The following is a 16,314-nucleotide window of genomic DNA, read 5'->3' as shown; positions in this document are numbered from 1 at the left end:
ATTGGACAGCCCCTTTTTTTGTTCTGATGTTGCGGGGGTCATTTATAAAAATTACAATATTCATATTTTCTAAATATTTGTTTACCCCTTATTTACGCCTGGTTAAACAGTGATTAACACTCCATTGGTACGCTTGATCTGTTCGATAAAGCGGAAGGGGAGAACATGTTGAGCAAAAAAATGACTTCTTTACTTAGTGCGGCGGTTCTTGGAGCCAGCCTGTTTGCAGCGCAGAATGCCGATGCGGAATCCGTTCAAAAACATCATGACGTACTTGACGTTGCCCATCGGGGTGCATCGGGATATGCTCCGGAACATACGCTCACCTCCTATCATATGGGTGACAAGATGCATGGGGATTACATCGAAATTGATCTTCAAATGACGAAAGACGGCAAGCTGATCGCTATGCATGATGAAACCGTTGACCGTACAACAAACGGAACGGGAAAGGTGAAAGATTTTACATTAAAACAAATCAAACAGCTGGATGCGGGTTCCTGGTTTAATGAAAAATACCCACAATATGCAAAGCCGATGTACAAGGGCCTTAAAGTACCGACACTTGAGGAAATTTTCAAGACATTTGGCAAAAACAAAAATTACTACATCGAAACGAAATCACCAGATGTATATCCGGGAATGGAAGAAAAGCTCCTCCAACTCGTTAATCAATACCATATTAATAAAGACACGCTGCTCGTTCAATCATTCAGCAAAGACAGCCTGTTGAAAGTACACAAGCTGGATCCGTCTTTAAAATTAATTCAGCTTCTAGAATATAAGGAGAATGCGGTCCTAACAGACCAGGACCTTACTTCGTATAAACAATATGCAGCTGGAATCGGACCAAACTTTAATTATCTTGATAAGGCCTATGTACAAAAAGCAGTAAAAAGCGGTTTGGAAATTCATCCTTACACGGTTAATGAAACAACAGACATGAAAAGATTGATGGATTGGGGAGTTACAGGAATGTTTACGAATTTCCCTGACAGACTTCATCAGATGATCAAGAAAAATGGCCAGGATTAAACTCACCGCCATGTTAAAGCAGAAAAGCCGCTCAGGTCTGAGCGGCTTTTCGTTATTTTTTTGGGATTAGCGTCCTAACGTCATTTTAAGCAAAAGGAGCCTGCGAAGGATAAAATAAGTGATCATCCCTGAAAGTACGGCACCCAGATAGAAAAGAATGATTGGCTCGGATCATTGGCAACCTTTCGTAAGAAGAGAGAAGAACAATCCTCCAACGACCGAAAAGCAAAGGATGGTGCTGACTGAAAAATAAGGCTGAAGTTTTTCGAACAGGAGCAGCTTTCCGTTGTTTTCATTTCTTGTGTGTAAATACGATAGACCCCAAAGAGAAATACGAGTAAGTAGAGAAAAGCAAATAATAACGTCATGATCGACCATTGATTTAAATATTGAGCATGGAAAGCATCCACACCATCGTCAATGTAAATAGAGAGTTTAAAAGAAGAAAGACCAAGCGTTACACGATCAACAAAGTTTTGACCTGCTCCAATCATCCAGTTTATTGAAGCGCGCCTGAACATCCAAAAGCTCACCCAACAGGTTAAACAATCCGGCAGGCATAAATAAAAAAATAAAGCTAAGTACTACCACCAAGTTCATCCAAATAGTGTTCTGCTATTTTTATAAATTCAGTCCGATCAATTCCCAGATACGATGCCTCGATCACCAATTGTTTCAGGCTCTGTTTAAGAGCTTCTACTTTTTGTTCGTCCGCTTTTGGCACGATGCATTCTGCAACGAATGTTCCTTTGCCTCTGAGCGTCTCTATGATTCCTTGCCGCTCCAGTTCCTGATAGGCTTTGCTGACCGTATTCGGATTAATCACAAGACTGGATGAAAGCTCTCTGACCGAGGGGAGTTTATCACCGGGAAGCAGAATTTTCTTAAGGATCAGTTCTTTAATCTGATGAATGATTTGTTCCCAGATGGGGGTACTGCTGCGTGGATCCAGATGTAGAAGCACATTCATCCTCCTTTATAAGTGTATTATTGTATGCAGTACACTTAAAACAATAAGATATTCGGAAAACAAAGTCAACATGGATCGGAGCCGTTTTACTTCCACAAATATTGAGCTTACAATAGAGAGGAAAGGAGTGTTACCATGCGTGAAATGATAGAAAAAAGCAAGCTTTTAGTCTTTGATTTGGACGGTACTCTCTATGAGGACACAGATCATTTTGATTATTATTGCAGCCTGCTCCAGCAGCGGGCAGATGTCTCGATACAAGAAGAGTTTTATAACGCGTATGAGGAGATGAAACAGGGGAGTCATCCTGTTGCCATCGGAAAAGTGTATGACTTGAAAAAAGATGCGGCTCTGACCGTTGATCCGTTGACACTGCAAGTAACAGCTGCACATCTTTGGGATGGAACACCAATGGACGAAGAAACCTTGAAGAGGGAGTATTCTGGAGAACTTACATATGATTTTGAACGCTTTATTGCGATTGGAGACGGATGGTGGCTTCCCTATGTCACTGCCATGCATTATGGACTGAGCCAGCAGGATACATGGGAGTCCTACAATGCGACAAAGGTTTACATGGTCAGTGATGAATTCTCTTTGACGAAAACCCCGGGATTGAAGGAAAGCCTTCAGAGGCTAAAGAGGGAAAAACATCTTGTTCTGATGACAAACAGTGAAAAAGATGATGTGCTCCGTCTTCTCCGTGAACTGGAGCTGGATGAGCTGTTTGATGAAATTTTTTCTTCTTCCCGGAAACCTGTAAAGACCAAAGAGATTTTGAAGGCGATCATCTCCAAATATAAGGTGAAGCCGGAAGAAGCAGTCTCCATTGGCGATAATTTTATCAACGAAATTGCACCAGCCTTGCTGATGGGTCTAAATGCTGTTTACATACAGCCGAATGGCTACGATCTCCATCATGACAATCTTTATATCGTTCCAACGCTGTAACAGGCTTTTTAATGTCGGGCTCGAGCGCTTGTCGGACCTGGACAAGAGCTATCGCTTTTCTTTCAAAAGTTCCTCTTTTTTGTTCTAATTCGGACAAAGTTATCTAAACTAGGAATAGGATGTCCGTAAGGGGGAGAGCGTGTGAAAAAAGCTTTTTTGATCGCTGTTGGCTTCATGCTGTATGCAGCCGCCATGTGGTATTACTTAATCCATGGCGCTCAGACAGATCTGCCGGTACAGTTTCGCGGATCTGCTGCCGATCCCACCATGTTTATGAATGAAAGGCAGCTCAAGCTGAGCTATGATTTCTCAAGAATAAAGGATTGGATCTACTTTTTGTCTGTTCCGCTGGAATGGCTGATCTATCTGATCGTTTTAGGGTTTGGTTTATCGAAGAGACTGAGGGGCGCTGTGAAAGAAGTGACCCGTTTTTCATTCATCCACACAGCCCTGTATGTCCTCTTGCTGTCCTTGATAAGCTGGATTTTGACCTTCCCGCTTCGATATTACAGCTATACGATCTCCAGAGATTATCACATCTCCGTTCAGCCGTTCAAGGGATGGATGAAAGACAGTTTGATCGACTTTTGGGTGGGATGGTTATTTACGGTATTAACTGTAGTCGTTATTTACTTTTTTATCCGTAAAAGCAAGAAGAAGTGGTGGCTGTATGCGTGGCTTATCTCCATTCCGTTCACCATTTTTTTATATTTCATCCAGCCTGTTGTGATTGATCCGCTCTATAACAAATTCTATCCTTTAAAGGACCAGGTACTGAAGGAGAAAATATTAACACTTGCCGATCGGGCGGATATACCAGCTTCCAACGTGTATGAAGTGAACATGTCAGCGAAGACCAATTCCCTGAATGCCTATGTAAATGGCATAGGGTCAAATCTGCGAATTGTATTATGGGATACGACGATCGATAAACTGAACGATAAACAGGTTTTATTTGTGATGGCCCACGAGATGGGGCATTATGTGATGAAACATCTTTATCAAAATCTAATTGGTGCCATCATCCTGTCGTTCTTTGGCCTTTTCCTGGGCAGCAGGATATATTCCTGGGCGGTCTCAAAGTGGGGCAAGCAATGGGGGATAAAAGGCATAGGGGATATCGCAGGCCTGCCTGTTCTGCTCTTGATTTTCAGCCTGTTATCATTTGGAGCTGGACCTGTTGAAAATGCAGTTTCCCGTAAAGCGGAGAAAGATGCCGACCGGTACGCAATTGAGTTGACAAAGAATCCGGATGCAGCGGTAGGGGCCTTCCAGCAGCTGACGATCTCGGGACTTAGCGAAGTGAATCCGCCAAAGCTCGTGAAATTCTTCTTATACGGCCACCCTACAATGCTCGAGAGGATCACCTTCCTGGATTCCTATCGCCAAACATACGAACCAAATCAACGGGAAAAAGCAAATAAGCAAAACGGCCAGTAAAAAAATAAGAGGATGAGCCTCGGCTCACCTCTTATTTTGCGTTTTCAAGACTGTAGTTGGGAAGGACAAGTACTTCGACCCGCCTGTTTTTCGCTTTGCCTTGAGCTGTTTTATTTAGAGCCCTCGGCCGGTATTCTCCATACCCGCTTGCGCTAAGCGTTTTGGGAGAAAGATCAGGGTTTTTCATCATGATCTGCATGAAGTGGATCGCACGCATGGCGCTCAGTTCCCAGTTTGATTTGTATTGAGACGTCTCAATTGGCACATTATCCGTATGTCCTGCGATAATAATGTTTCTGGGGGGATTGGTGACGAGGAGATTGGACAGATTCCTGCCGATACTCACTGAATCTGTCTTCACGGTCGCACTTCCTGAATCAAATAGAGCATTATCCAAAATCGTGATCAATAGACCATTTTCCGTCAGTTTTGTCTGCAGGCTTTTTGATAGGTGCTTGTCTTTAATAAAACTGTCAATTTTCTTTTGAACCTTATGCAAAGATTCCAGTTCTTCTTTCGCTTTCTCCATCCGTTCCTTTTCCTGAATGGATAACTGTACGAGATTTTCCTTTTTAGGAAGCGGAGTGGATTCTGGAGAGGAATTAGGAGCCTGTTCTTCCATCACTCCGCTTCCGCCGGGAAACTGGCTGCGGAACGTATTGGCCATCTGTTTGAACTTGGACGCATCCACTTCACTCATGGCGAAAAGGACGATGAACAGTGCCAGAAGGAGAGTCAGCATGTCTGAGTAGGGGATAAGCCAGGATTCATCTACATGGTCATCATGTTTTTTCTTTTTTCTAGTCAAGACTGACACCCTCTTTTAGTCTTTCCCGCTCGCTCGCCGGGATGTAGGTTAAAAGTTTCTCTTCCAATATTTTTGGCGATGTTCCATCCTGTATGGATAAGAGGCCTTCGATCATAATTTCCTTTAGCATGATTTCATTCTGTGATTTCCGTTTTAATTTATTAGCGAAGGGATGCCAGAGGACATACCCTGTAAATATTCCAAAGAGGGTTGCGATAAATGCAGCAGAAATGGCATGGCCGAGGGCTTCGATATCATCCATGTGGCCAAGAGCAGCCACAAGTCCGACAACCGCTCCGAGTACACCTAACGTGGGTGCATACGTTCCGGCCTGCGAGAAGATGCCCGCATTGCTGAGATGGCGGTCTTCCATCGTTTCCAGATCCTTTATGAGAACATCCTTAATAAATTCGGGGGATTGCCCGTCGACAATCATTTTGATCCCCTGTTTTAAAAAAGGGTCGTCGATCTCATCCGATTTTGGCTCAAGTGCAAGCAATCCTTCCTTTCGGGCGATCGTTGCCCATTCAATAAATATTCCGACCAGTTCTGCCATGCTGACCATCTTTTGTTCTGTGAATAATATCTTAAACAGCTTGGGCAGTTTCTTTACTTCGTTTAAAGGAAAGGCAATCATGATGGCAGCGGCCGTTCCTGCAAAGATGATCAGCAGTGCTGCGGGATTGAACAGCGAAGAGATGGCAACCCCTTTTAGTACCATTCCTACACCAATAGCAACAATGCCAAAGACTAACCCAATCACCGATGTTTTATCCATATTATATTCATCCTCGCTTTTTGCTGAATTTAAAGATGCATTTCTCGTTTGGGCTACACTTATATATCGGCGGTTCTCATCGTATTTTTATAGGAACTTCATTGTCAGGCCGCGTATTTCTAGATTTCAGCGCCATTCAAAACCCTGTTTCCAAACGTTATCTTAATAACGCTGTTGATTACGTAGGACAAAGTGTGGATCAATAGGTATAATGACAGTAAAACGATTCAAAAAAGATAAAGAGGCAGGTTCTATGAAAATAAGACCATTTATCATCGTACTCATCCTTCTTGGATTAATCGGGCTCGCACTGTGGACATCAAAACAGGAGACAGGTCAGACCAAACAGACAGCATCAAAGAGTACCTTCAGCACAGTGCAGCAGAACGGGCGTACAGGATTGAAACCGGGCAACAAAGTGCCGGATTTTACAATGACGGCATTGAACGGCCAAAAGATCTCGATCCAGGATCTCCGGGGTCAAAAGGTGATCCTTAATTTCTGGGCGACCTGGTGTCCGCCCTGCCGAAAGGAAATGCCTGATATGCAAAAAATCTTTAGTACATATGAAGATAAAAATTTGAGCATCCTGGCTGTGAATTTAAGATATACAGAAAAGAGTACGGATTCGGTTTCTGCTTTTGTAAAGGAACGAAATGTGGCATTTCCCATCCTTCTGGATCAGGATGGCAGGGTGAGCAAGAAATTCCAGGCCGTTTCCCTTCCTACGAGTTATTTGATTGACTCCAGAGGCATTATTCAAAAAAAGATCATTGGACCTCTTTCTCAGGACCTTATGAGAGAATTTGCGAAAAAAGCTAAATAAATGAACCCCTCAGTGCTCAGTAGAGAAGGAGGGGTTTTTCTGAATATCATAGGATTTTACTACTAGTATTTTACAGCAAAAAATTAGGCATTTTGCATAATAGGAATATCTTACCTTTTATCGAATATATCAAGGATGGAAAGCGTACAAAAATCCAACTATGGAGAAAAGGGGTATACACCATGGTTGAACAATTCTTAGTGAAAATGATGAAAATGCAGAAGCCTTTTGAACGTCCTCAAGGGGACGACTCACAGATTCATACATTGGAACTCAGTCCAGTTCACCTTTTCAGAATCAAAAGAAAAGCTGCCGGAAACTATGTTGTCACACACTCCGAGGGAAAGCTTCCCAACGATACCAAGTTACATGCTGCAGCAGCAGAACGCCCTCTAAGTGATCTGATACCTCTTAAAACCATTCAGCATTGGACCGCTTATCTTGAAAGGGCCTTCAGCGGCCGGCCCTGCATTTTTGAAACGCATGATATGGAGCGTTCGTTTCAGACTGTACTGACTCCTATGTTTCAAGATGAACAGGTAATAGAAGTGGCAGGCACTTCAACGGATTGCACGCTCGAAACAAGATCTCAAGAAGAATTGATACTCTACGCGCATAAATACAAAGAAATATTTAATCATACACTCAATCCTATTCTATTGCTGAATAACAGCAGACTCATTCTCGAGGCTAATGCGGCCGCGCTCGAGGCACTGGGAATTCCACGAAGGGATATGAACCTCAACCGGCTGGATTCCTTTATCTGCAAAGAAGATGAAGGTGAATTATCTCTTAATTGGGACCTATTCATGCTCGATCCAAGCCTCAAATGGGAGTTTAAAGCAGTCCTGGGGGAAGAAAAAAGGCTGATGGAATGTACAGGCAAGAAAGACATACTTCCTGGGGTTCATCTGTGTATTTTACAGGATGTAACCGATCGGAGACAGACAGAAGAACGCCTTCGAAAAGCGGAAACCTTGAATGTGGTCGGTGAAATGGCGGCAGGAGTCGCACATGAAATACGCAATCCGCTCACCAGCCTTAAAGGGTTTATCCAGCTGCTGCAAAATGAGAGCAAGGCACATGAGGCTTATTATTCCATCATTTTAAATGAAGTGGACCGTATCGAATATATTATCAAAGAATTCCTGCTTCTTGCCAAAACTGACCGCCAGCATATTGAAAAAAGCAGTCTCGTGGTCACCTTGAAAGAAACTGTCTCCTTGTTGCAGACCCAGGCCATCCTAAAAAACATTGAGTTGGAAGTGGAGATTGAGGAAAATATTCCCGATATCGATTGCGATCCTTTTCAGATCAAACAGGTGTTTATCAATTTAATAAAAAATGGGATTGAAGCGACAGATGAAGGTGGAACCATATTTATTAAAGCTTTCCGTACTGAAAAAAATCAAGTCCACTTCTGCTTTACGGATAATGGAAGCGGGATGCCAAACCAAGTACTGGACAGAATCGGCAAACCGTTCTATACCACGAAAGAAGAGGGAACGGGCTTAGGGCTCATGGTCAGTTATAAAATTATTGAAAACCATAAAGGAACCGTACGTGTTTCAAGTGAGGTAGGAAAAGGTACAACCTTTGAAGTGATTCTGCCGATATGAGCAGGGGAGGAGAAAAGGAAAAAGAAAAACCATTTTGCCTTAGCAGCGATTGTGCGGGCTTTTTTGGTTGTGTGTGGAAACGCGAAATACAGGCAAGAGGCACCCTGATGGGGTGCCTCTTGTTAATATGATCATCCAGTGAATTCTTGGACAAACATTTTACCATATTTTCCGCCGTCAACGATCCCGATACCAACTTTTGTGTAGTCAGATTTTAGGATATTTTCACGGTGTCCTGGAGAATTCATGAGTGAAGTGTGAGCTCCGTCTACTGAAGAGTTTCCAGCGATGTTCTCACCAGCTGTTTGATATTGGATGCCAAACTTTTTCATCATGTCGAATGGAGAACCGTATTTTGGTGAATTGTGATCGAAGTAGTTGTTGTCGATCATGTCTTGCGCTTTTACGCGAGCCATTTTAGTTAGTTCCATGTCAACCTGAAGTGGTTTAACTCCAGCTTTTTCGCGCTCTTGGTTCACTTTCTCGACCATTTGCTTTTCGTCAGCTGTTAATTGTCCTGCTGCAGCATCAGATTTTGGCGCTTCGCTTGCTTTTTGCTCTTGTGGAGCTGGTTTCGTTTGAGTTTTATCTTGTGCTGGAGCTTGTTGTTGTTGTTGCTCAACATTTTGAGTTTGAACATTAAACCCTTGTTTCTTAAGAGATTCGATCAATTTATTTATATCAGCACCTGATTGGCCTTGTTGCGGCTGTACTTGTACATTTCCGCTTTGCGGGCAATCTTGCGCGTGAGAGATTCCTGCGTTAGCACCGAATAGAGATGCACCTAAGATTGAAGCTACTACTACCTTTTTCATGGATGAATGACCTCCTGGTTTTTGTATAGTGATATTAGCTACAACACAAGTTTCGCCCTTGGGTGTCCGCGGGTGGGGGTGTGGAAAGAACTACCAGTTTATTCCCAAATTCTTTGGATACGCACCTCTTCCATTACGGTCACTTCATACACATCCAGGTTTGATAGGGCTCTCCAATCCGAGAATCCGATCCGGTTATCAAAGATCTTTAATAATAGGGTCATTAAATTGCCATGGGTAACAAGAACAGTACATTGAAACGGCGAGGCCAAAATCTCTTCTATTAGCGGCTTAACCCTTTCTGTCGCCTCCTGATTGGATTCTCCTCCTTCAAGAACGATTGCAAAATCATTAAAGGATTGCTCCAAAAGCTCCAGCCAGTCCGCCCGTTCGACGGATGACAGTATCCTTTCAGCCAAGCGCTCATCGGTTTCAATAGGAAGTTCTTTGATTTTAGCCAGAAGTTCAATGGAATCAACGACTCGTGTAAAGGGACTTGAAATGATGCGGTGCGGGTTTGGCCATTAAAAAATTCTTAAGTTCGCGCGATTGCCGCAAACCCTCATTGGTCAGTACTGCATTTCTTTCCTGGCCATTGGCTTTGCAATGCCGGACGATAAGGATAGATTTCATGCTCGTTCCTCTTTCTGTGATATTTAGTTCGTAACCCTTTAACATTCGAGACCTTTAAACCGGATTCCTTTCACGAATAATGTAAAGAAGGAATTTTGAGCGAGGTTATGGATCCTTGATGGCATCAGCTTTTCTTGATCCAGCTTCAGCAGGCAGAGCCTTGGCCGCTTCGCTCTCACGCCTCAACACAAAAAACGTGTTGTTGCGTGAGACCTCCACCGTCTATCGGCTCTAAACACCTGCTTCAGCTTTTCTAACTAGAAAGGAGTACACTATGTATCCTGAACTTAAGCAGTTTAATCAAATGAGCAAGGAATATGAAGAACGTATAAAAGAGGCCAATGAACGATGGAAGATCTTACATAAGCAGAAGGAGATGGCCTCTTCAGAGTATGAAAGCCTGCTGGGCCAGTATGGAAGAAGAAATTCGCGTGTCAGTATGGAGGAATTGCATGAGAGCAAGGATGAGTATCTCAGGCTGATGGCGAAGGAACGGGATGCGATGGAACATCTGGATGAGCTCAAGGAAAGCAGACGGTACAGAATGAAGGATTTTGTGGATACTCTTCAACAGGGAAGAGACCGTGAAGTAGGTGCCGCGGAAAGAACCATGAAGAAAAAGATCGAGGAAATGCATCGATTGAAGGCAGAGTATTTAATGATTGTACAGCAGATCCATCAGATTAATGAGTATGTTAAGGATATCGAAGAATCGACCCTTCAGGCTTTTCAGTCGATGGACACCCGGTATCAGCAGAGAACAGATTACTCGATCTATCCGGCTTTAGCCAAAATGGAAATCAGCCACCGTGAAATACAGCAAGTATTTACCGCTGGAGATCTCCCTTCTGAAATGTCGAAATATACCGATCCATATTCATCATTCCAGCTGATTAGAAATGAAAAAAGGCCATAATCAAATAACGATTATGGCAAAGGCCGAACGCATGATGAAGAATTGGGGTGGGGAAGAGCTTTTTCTGCCGGAGAGACTTGAGACCGGCAGGAGAGAGTGACATTCTCTACATTCTTATGATATGCATAGAAATAGCTGGAGTCTGGACAAGTGCCATGGGGAAGCCGCCCGATTTTTCTTTTTTTTACGGAATCAAGAATGTGAGGCCGACCTGGTATGCCATTCAGACAGCAATTCTTTCTCACGATCTGCGGATAGACCTGCTTTATAATCACCTGTTTTGATATTTCTTTTCTGATCCCATTTCAAAGTGTCCATAATGGTCTCCTGGATGCTTCGGAAAGTGAGCCCTGAATCGATGGCTTTGTCATTGTTTATATGCTGTATTCCGATGAACTCCTTTGAAGAGACCCACAGCGGAAGTTCAATCCATTCGTCCACTTTCTTCTCTTTTAAAAATGTTTCCTCAGCCCAAACCAGCCTGCCACGAGAATTGGTGATGGAAAGGCAGGCTGTCAGGACTTCGCCCATCTTGTAATCATCTCCCACGGCATTGAATACCCCTGATGCTTTTTGCTCCACCATCGAAGTCACCCATTCAGCCAAATCTCTTACATCGATAAATTGAACCAGTCTGTCGGGTTCGGCAGGTGCAAGTATTTCTCCTCCTCTGGCTGCTCTAGCCGGCCAATACGTAAACCGGTCAGAATAATCGTGAGGTCCGACGATCAATCCAGGGCGTATGATCAATGACGAAAACTCTCCGTAAACCGTTTTGACTTTTTTCTCACAGGCTGCCTTTAAAGGGCCATAGGTCTCGCCATTTATTTCTTCTGTGTACGGGTCATCCAGCGTACCAAGTTCACTTACTTCTGTCTGATTTTTTTCCTCCATGCTTTTATAGGCGGATACGGATGAAATGTACGTATAATGGGGAACGGACTCCTTAAGCGATTTTGCCATCCGTTCCACCTGCCTCGGAAAGTATCCGCACGTGTCCACAACCGCATCCCACGTACCTCCCATTAATGGTTTCAGGTCACGGTCTCTGTCTCCAATCAAGGTCTGACACTCAGGGAATGATTCAGAATTCGATCCTCTGTTAAAAAGAGTAACTTGATGGCCTTTCTGTAAAAATGAAGCGGTCAAATACCGACCTACAAAACGAGTACCTCCGACGATCAAAATTTTCATTGTAGCTCCTCCTTAACTGGTTTTACGAAATACGGGCAATTTCCAAAGCACAATAAAGTTTACGAGCAGCAAGGAACAGGCACCGCCAAACATGATGGAAGAAATGGTGACGCCATTTGAGAGAAAGAATGAGGTCACGGCATAGGAAACAGGAGTTAACCCTAACGAAGCCATGGTGAGCAGCCCTGAAAGCCTTCCGAGCATCGAACGGTCAACTAGTTGCTGAAAGATAGAAACGATGGGGATATTCGTTGCCGGAAAGGTCATTCCGATGAGAAACAGAACAGCCATGCATCCTCCTTTAAATTCGGTTTGGCTAAACAGCATTAAAGCTGCTGACATGGAAAACAGGGCGGCTGTGGCAAACATCCCGCGGTGTTTTTTGATGTTCAGGAAACCAATGAGGAGAGAGCTAAAGACCATTCCTGCAGCCATCGAACCATCCATATAACTGAAATCCAGAGCCGAACCATGCAGGACGGTTTTCACGAAGATGGGCAAACCCATCATCAAAGGCCCGACCACGCTTAAATTGATAAAAACCGTACTGATAAAAAGTGCAATCAAGAATGGCTGGGTCTTTATAAAGGCAAATCCCTCTTTTATGGAGGCGAAAATACCCGCTGGTCCTGTGGTGCCAGTGGAAGCAGGCTGCAGCTTAATGAGTCTGCTGAGAAAGGCTGAACATAACAGCATGGCTGCCGGAACTGAAAAGGAGAGCAGGTACCCGCCCGATGAAACGAGGAATCCGCCGATCATGGGACCTATAATCATGGAAGCCTGCTGAGTGGTCTGAATGATGGAATTTGTCCTTGTCAGCTGGGAATCCTCAACAAGCATTGGGAGAAGCGCACTATTCGCAGGCCAGACGAAGGCATCAAGAATTCCAAAAACAAGCCCGAACAAGGCAAATGAATAAATGGTCACATCACCTGAACCTAGCATGATTAAAAGTCCGCAAAGCAGGATGGAACGCGTAAAGTTGGAGACGGATAAAATTTTAGTCCGGCTTACCCGGTCAGCGATGACTCCTCCAACCGCCATGAAGAGGAGTACTTGATGCGATCATTACCATCCCCAGGGAAGCCTCCATGTCTAGTGTTTTCACAATATACCAGGACTGTGAAAATAAAAAAATTGCAATACTGAAGGCAGAACAAAAGGTAACTCCCCACAAAAGCAAAAATTTCTTTTGGCTGAAAAAGGAAACCGGGACTTCCGCTTGTTCTTTTCTAACTAGCGCCTCGGCCATGATGACGCACTCTCCTATTCGTCAGGGTATTCGGTTTCTTGAAACGGAAAAGCTAGAAGAAGCATGTGATAAAGTTCACCGTCTTTCTGCCGGTTTTCTTTAAATGTCCGGATCAGCGTCTGCAGCTCTTTGGCTTTTTCTTCGAACTCTTTGATTTGAGATTCATTTAGATACAATTGGTCATAGCCAAATTTAATTTGCTTCCACTCTTCAAATAAAGAGCTGTCCACTCTTCGCAGATAACTTTTTGTCTTATCAAGGGAAATGAGGACGTTCTCTCTGAGCGTGTCGGACAATTCTTCTTTTACATCTTCCTTATGCTGTTTCAAAATATTTTCAACCGAAAAATTTCGAGCGATCGGACGGTAGAACTTTTGGATGATCCCGTTTTTTTCTTCGGTTTTTTGCACTGAGATCAATCCAACACGTCCTGTTCTCGCTTCATCCGTAATCTCCCACAGAACTTTCAGACGTAGAGGATCACTCAATACTTTCAACTGCTCGACATCCTTCAGGTAATACGTTTCTTTCATGTTCTCCTCCTTTTGAACGTTCAGTTTATCTTGAACGTTACAATAAAATATTACCTCATATCGTTAAAAGTGTAAATTTCATCCATATATGCCATTTGACCTAGGGAACCTAATTTTCTAAAAAATAAATTTCCAATGTTTAGATTTTTTAGTATAATGTTATTAGTTCATAAAGTTGGAGGATTCTATTAAATGAAAATAGAAGGACTAAAGGCATATGTTGAAAAGCTGGAAGTGGCTCATTATATACTGTCTAAAAGTTTGCATCCGGAAACGACAGGTGAAGGAGATCTCACCAGAACTCAATACATTTTGATGAGAATGCTGTCTGTTAGAGACCGCTGGACCGTTACTGAACTTGCTGAAATGCTCGAAGTGAAGCCGAGTGCTGTAACCGTGGCAGTTGACCGTCTTTATAAAAAGAATTATGTACAGCGCTATCGCAGTGAGGCGGACCGGCGAATTGTTTACTTGGAGCTTTCCGAGACAGGGCGAGCCATCTTGAATGAAGCAGAAGAACGGCGGATGGAAAGCATGGAAAATTTATTGAGCAAACTTTCACAGCAGGAACTTGAGATGCTCATTACCATTTACGGAAAGTTCGGAAAGGGTACAGCACAAAGTGAAGAGCTGACGTTCACTCCATAAACACAACGGATTTTTTTGTCCGTTGTGTTTTTTGATTTTTTTGTTTGACGAGTTCGAATGGAAATATTTCATACTCCTGCTGAAGTTGAAAATACTAAGGATATTATGTTTAGAAGGGAAGGGTTAATTCCCACTGTTTTAGGAACGGCTGTAAGCTTGGCTTCCTTTTCCTTTAGAGCGAACTCACGAAAGTATTCTTCGTTTTCTAACATTCTGCTTGGGTTTGGACTTGCACACATCGTACTTGGAGTCATCGACCTGTTTGAACATAACGAAGACGAATGGTAATAGGGAGAAGCTTTCTCCTTCTTTTTAGTTTAATGGACTAAAATTACGGGAATTTTAGTTGAAAACCAAGCAGTGGGAGAATGGACCATGAAACGGATTCGTGAATTTATATTTGTCCTTGTAATGATTGCGGCTTTGTATATTATCTTCTTTTCAGATATGGGATCATATTGGAAGTGGGGGAGCGCCGCTGCTTATTTCTTGATCCTTTTTATTACTGCTTATTCCCTTTTGCTCGAGAACCGGACAGCGCAGCATACGCTGGTGTGGATCTATGCTTTAGTGTTCTTTCCTCTTTTCGGTTATATTTTTTATCTGTATTCCGGCCAGCTCTACTTAAAGGGCCACCTATTCAAGAGTAAACGTAAACATGACAGGGAAGAATTGCAGCTGCTGGCTAAAAGAGAACAGAAACCGGACTGGTCTTTGTTTAATGAGCATCAAGCGTGTTTTTCGGTATTTGCGCATAATGTGACGATGACCTTTCAAAACAGTGCGACCCAAACAAAAATTCTTAAGAACGGGCAAGAGACGTTTCCCGAGATAAAACGCCGGCTGCTGGAAGCCAAAAGATATATACATATGGGATACTACATTTTCAGATCGGATCGGCTTGGAAAAGAATTGATTGATATATTGATCCATAAGGCAGAAGAAGGGGTAGAAGTCCGCTTTTTATTTGATGCACTCGGAAGCCTGGGACTCTCGTCACAAGAAATTGAACGAATGAAAAAAGCCGGTATTCAGGTTCATCCATTCCTGCCGATTAAATATGGATTCTTTAATCAAAAGTTTAATTTTAGAAATCACCGAAAGATCATCGTCATTGACGGAGCAGTAGGATTTGTTGGTGGACTGAATGTAGGGATCGAATATTTGGGTGAAGATCCGAATTTTGGTTTTTGGAGGGATACCCACATGGTTATGGAGGGTGAAGCCGTTCAGACGCTTCATGCCGTGTTCCTGCTGGACTGGGATTACGTTTGTGAAGAATACCTCCTTGAACATGAGGAGTACACTAAGCCGGTTCCTGTGACAGGAGATGGTGCGGTTCAGGTGGTTCCCAGCGGACCGGATACCCAGGAAGGCATCATGAGTGATCTGTATTATTCCCTCATATCCTGTGCAACTAAATCCATATGGATTGCTACTCCTTATTTTGTTCCAAATGAAGCCATCAGAACCGCTTTAAGGATCGCTTCACGTAAAGGGGTTCAGGTTAGGCTGATGGTGCCAAAGATCAATGACGGATTTCTGACACAGTATGCCACAAGATCGTATTTTCCTGAATTGCTGCGAAGCGGGATTGAAATTTATTCCTATAAGAAAGGGTTTCTGCACCAGAAGGTTATTATCGTGGATGGGGACATGGCATCCATCGGTACAGCGAATATGGACATGCGGAGCTTTCACCTGAACTTTGAAGTCAATGTTTTTTTAACGGGAGCCTCCTCGATCAGGGACCTGGTAGAACACTATGAAGAAGATATGAAAGAAAGTGAAAAGGTTCGGCCGGTCGGTTTTTATAAAAGAGGACTTTGGGAACGGACAAAGGAATCTTTTGCCCGGCTGTTTTCGGGTGTTCTGTAAGAAACCTTGTACTAACTT

The 16,314-nt window shown here is 43.3% G+C and carries 17 protein-coding genes and 1 pseudogene; 9 read left to right on the top strand and 9 right to left on the bottom strand.

Annotation, left to right across the window (positions count from 1 at the left end):
• The first annotated feature begins 165 nt into the window (after window positions 1-165).
• Window positions 166-1,035: a glycerophosphodiester phosphodiesterase gene (locus ABHN01_RS22495; RefSeq protein WP_429877385.1), complete on the top strand. Its 870-nt coding sequence runs from the start codon at window positions 166-168 to the stop codon at window positions 1,033-1,035.
• 122 nt (window positions 1,036-1,157) lie between these two features.
• On the opposite strand, the gene ABHN01_RS22490 is transcribed toward ABHN01_RS22495, so the two are convergent.
• Complete coding sequence (locus ABHN01_RS22490) at window positions 1,158-1,556, bottom strand: hypothetical protein (protein ID WP_429877384.1); 399 nt, start codon at window positions 1,554-1,556, stop codon at window positions 1,158-1,160.
• Window positions 1,557-1,612: 56 nt separating this feature from the next.
• Window positions 1,613-1,999, bottom strand: coding sequence for a GntR family transcriptional regulator (locus tag ABHN01_RS22485; RefSeq protein ID WP_429877383.1), 387 nt, complete (start codon window positions 1,997-1,999; stop codon window positions 1,613-1,615).
• Window positions 2,000-2,140: 141 nt separating this feature from the next.
• On the opposite strand from ABHN01_RS22485, the gene ABHN01_RS22480 reads away from it, so the two are divergent.
• The gene (locus ABHN01_RS22480) at window positions 2,141-2,956 is read left to right on the top strand and encodes an HAD family hydrolase (protein WP_429877382.1); all 816 of its coding nucleotides are present in this window, start codon (window positions 2,141-2,143) and stop codon (window positions 2,954-2,956) included.
• Window positions 2,957-3,097: 141 nt separating this feature from the next.
• The gene (locus ABHN01_RS22475) at window positions 3,098-4,396 is read left to right on the top strand and encodes a M48 family metallopeptidase (protein WP_429877381.1); all 1,299 of its coding nucleotides are present in this window, start codon (window positions 3,098-3,100) and stop codon (window positions 4,394-4,396) included.
• 31 nt (window positions 4,397-4,427) lie between these two features.
• On the opposite strand, the gene motB is transcribed toward ABHN01_RS22475, so the two are convergent.
• The gene (gene motB / locus ABHN01_RS22470; RefSeq protein ID WP_429877380.1) at window positions 4,428-5,204 is read right to left on the bottom strand and encodes a flagellar motor protein MotB; all 777 of its coding nucleotides are present in this window, start codon (window positions 5,202-5,204) and stop codon (window positions 4,428-4,430) included.
• Window positions 5,197-5,982, bottom strand: a complete 786-nt coding sequence (motA, locus tag ABHN01_RS22465) for a flagellar motor stator protein MotA (RefSeq protein ID WP_429877379.1) — start codon at window positions 5,980-5,982, stop codon at window positions 5,197-5,199. The genes motB and motA overlap by 8 nt, the downstream gene beginning before the upstream one ends.
• 253 nt (window positions 5,983-6,235) lie before the next feature.
• Between motA and ABHN01_RS22460 the strand changes: the two genes are divergently transcribed.
• Together ABHN01_RS22460 and ABHN01_RS22455 are read left to right on the top strand one after the other, a co-directional pair.
• Window positions 6,236-6,808 (top strand): TlpA disulfide reductase family protein, encoded by a 573-nt coding sequence (locus tag ABHN01_RS22460; RefSeq protein WP_429877378.1) that lies wholly within the window; start codon window positions 6,236-6,238, stop codon window positions 6,806-6,808.
• 182 nt (window positions 6,809-6,990) lie between these two features.
• Window positions 6,991-8,427 (top strand): ATP-binding protein, encoded by a 1,437-nt coding sequence (locus ABHN01_RS22455; protein WP_429877377.1) that lies wholly within the window; start codon window positions 6,991-6,993, stop codon window positions 8,425-8,427.
• A gap of 131 nt (window positions 8,428-8,558) precedes the next feature.
• Here ABHN01_RS22455 and ABHN01_RS22450 read toward each other — a convergent pair whose 3' ends face one another.
• Entirely contained in the window at window positions 8,559-9,242 is a 684-nt protein-coding gene (locus tag ABHN01_RS22450; RefSeq protein ID WP_429877376.1) for a CAP domain-containing protein, read from the bottom strand.
• 98 nt (window positions 9,243-9,340) lie between these two features.
• A pseudogene (locus ABHN01_RS22445) lies at window positions 9,341-9,875 on the bottom strand (histidine phosphatase family protein).
• Between the two features lie 274 nt (window positions 9,876-10,149).
• Here ABHN01_RS22445 and ABHN01_RS22440 point away from each other — a divergent pair.
• Window positions 10,150-10,791, top strand: coding sequence for a hypothetical protein (locus tag ABHN01_RS22440; protein ID WP_429877375.1), 642 nt, complete (start codon window positions 10,150-10,152; stop codon window positions 10,789-10,791).
• Between the two features lie 192 nt (window positions 10,792-10,983).
• On the opposite strand, the gene ABHN01_RS22435 is transcribed toward ABHN01_RS22440, so the two are convergent.
• From ABHN01_RS22435 to ABHN01_RS22425, 3 genes are all read right to left on the bottom strand, one after another.
• The gene (locus ABHN01_RS22435; RefSeq protein ID WP_429877374.1) at window positions 10,984-11,985 is read right to left on the bottom strand and encodes an NAD-dependent epimerase/dehydratase family protein; all 1,002 of its coding nucleotides are present in this window, start codon (window positions 11,983-11,985) and stop codon (window positions 10,984-10,986) included.
• 12 nt (window positions 11,986-11,997) lie between these two features.
• Complete coding sequence (locus tag ABHN01_RS22430; RefSeq protein ID WP_429877373.1) at window positions 11,998-13,029, bottom strand: MFS transporter; 1,032 nt, start codon at window positions 13,027-13,029, stop codon at window positions 11,998-12,000.
• 222 nt (window positions 13,030-13,251) lie between these two features.
• The gene (locus ABHN01_RS22425; RefSeq protein WP_429877372.1) at window positions 13,252-13,770 is read right to left on the bottom strand and encodes a hypothetical protein; all 519 of its coding nucleotides are present in this window, start codon (window positions 13,768-13,770) and stop codon (window positions 13,252-13,254) included.
• 192 nt (window positions 13,771-13,962) lie between these two features.
• Here ABHN01_RS22425 and ABHN01_RS22420 point away from each other — a divergent pair, with 192 nt between their 5' ends.
• The 3 genes from ABHN01_RS22420 (at window position 13,963) to cls (ending at window position 16,296) form a co-directional block, all read left to right on the top strand.
• Window positions 13,963-14,418 carry a MarR family winged helix-turn-helix transcriptional regulator gene (locus tag ABHN01_RS22420; protein ID WP_290401778.1) on the top strand — a complete coding sequence of 152 codons (456 nt, stop codon included), beginning with the start codon at window positions 13,963-13,965 and terminating at the stop codon, window positions 14,416-14,418.
• Window positions 14,419-14,523: 105 nt separating this feature from the next.
• Window positions 14,524-14,706 carry an asparagine synthase gene (locus ABHN01_RS22415; RefSeq protein ID WP_429877386.1) on the top strand — a complete coding sequence of 61 codons (183 nt, stop codon included), beginning with the start codon at window positions 14,524-14,526 and terminating at the stop codon, window positions 14,704-14,706.
• An 87-nt stretch (window positions 14,707-14,793) separates the two neighbouring features.
• Complete coding sequence (gene cls / locus ABHN01_RS22410) at window positions 14,794-16,296, top strand: cardiolipin synthase (RefSeq protein ID WP_429877371.1); 1,503 nt, start codon at window positions 14,794-14,796, stop codon at window positions 16,294-16,296.
• The last annotated feature ends 18 nt before the right edge of the window (window positions 16,297-16,314 follow it).

The sequence above is a fragment of the Fictibacillus sp. NRS-1165 genome, from assembly GCF_050468105.1.
GTDB classification, from domain to species: Bacteria; Bacillota; Bacilli; order Bacillales; family Fictibacillaceae; genus Fictibacillus_C; species Fictibacillus_C terrinigri.
The sequence above is the reverse complement of the archived record's forward strand: the minus strand, read 5'-3'. Positions and strand labels throughout refer to the sequence as shown.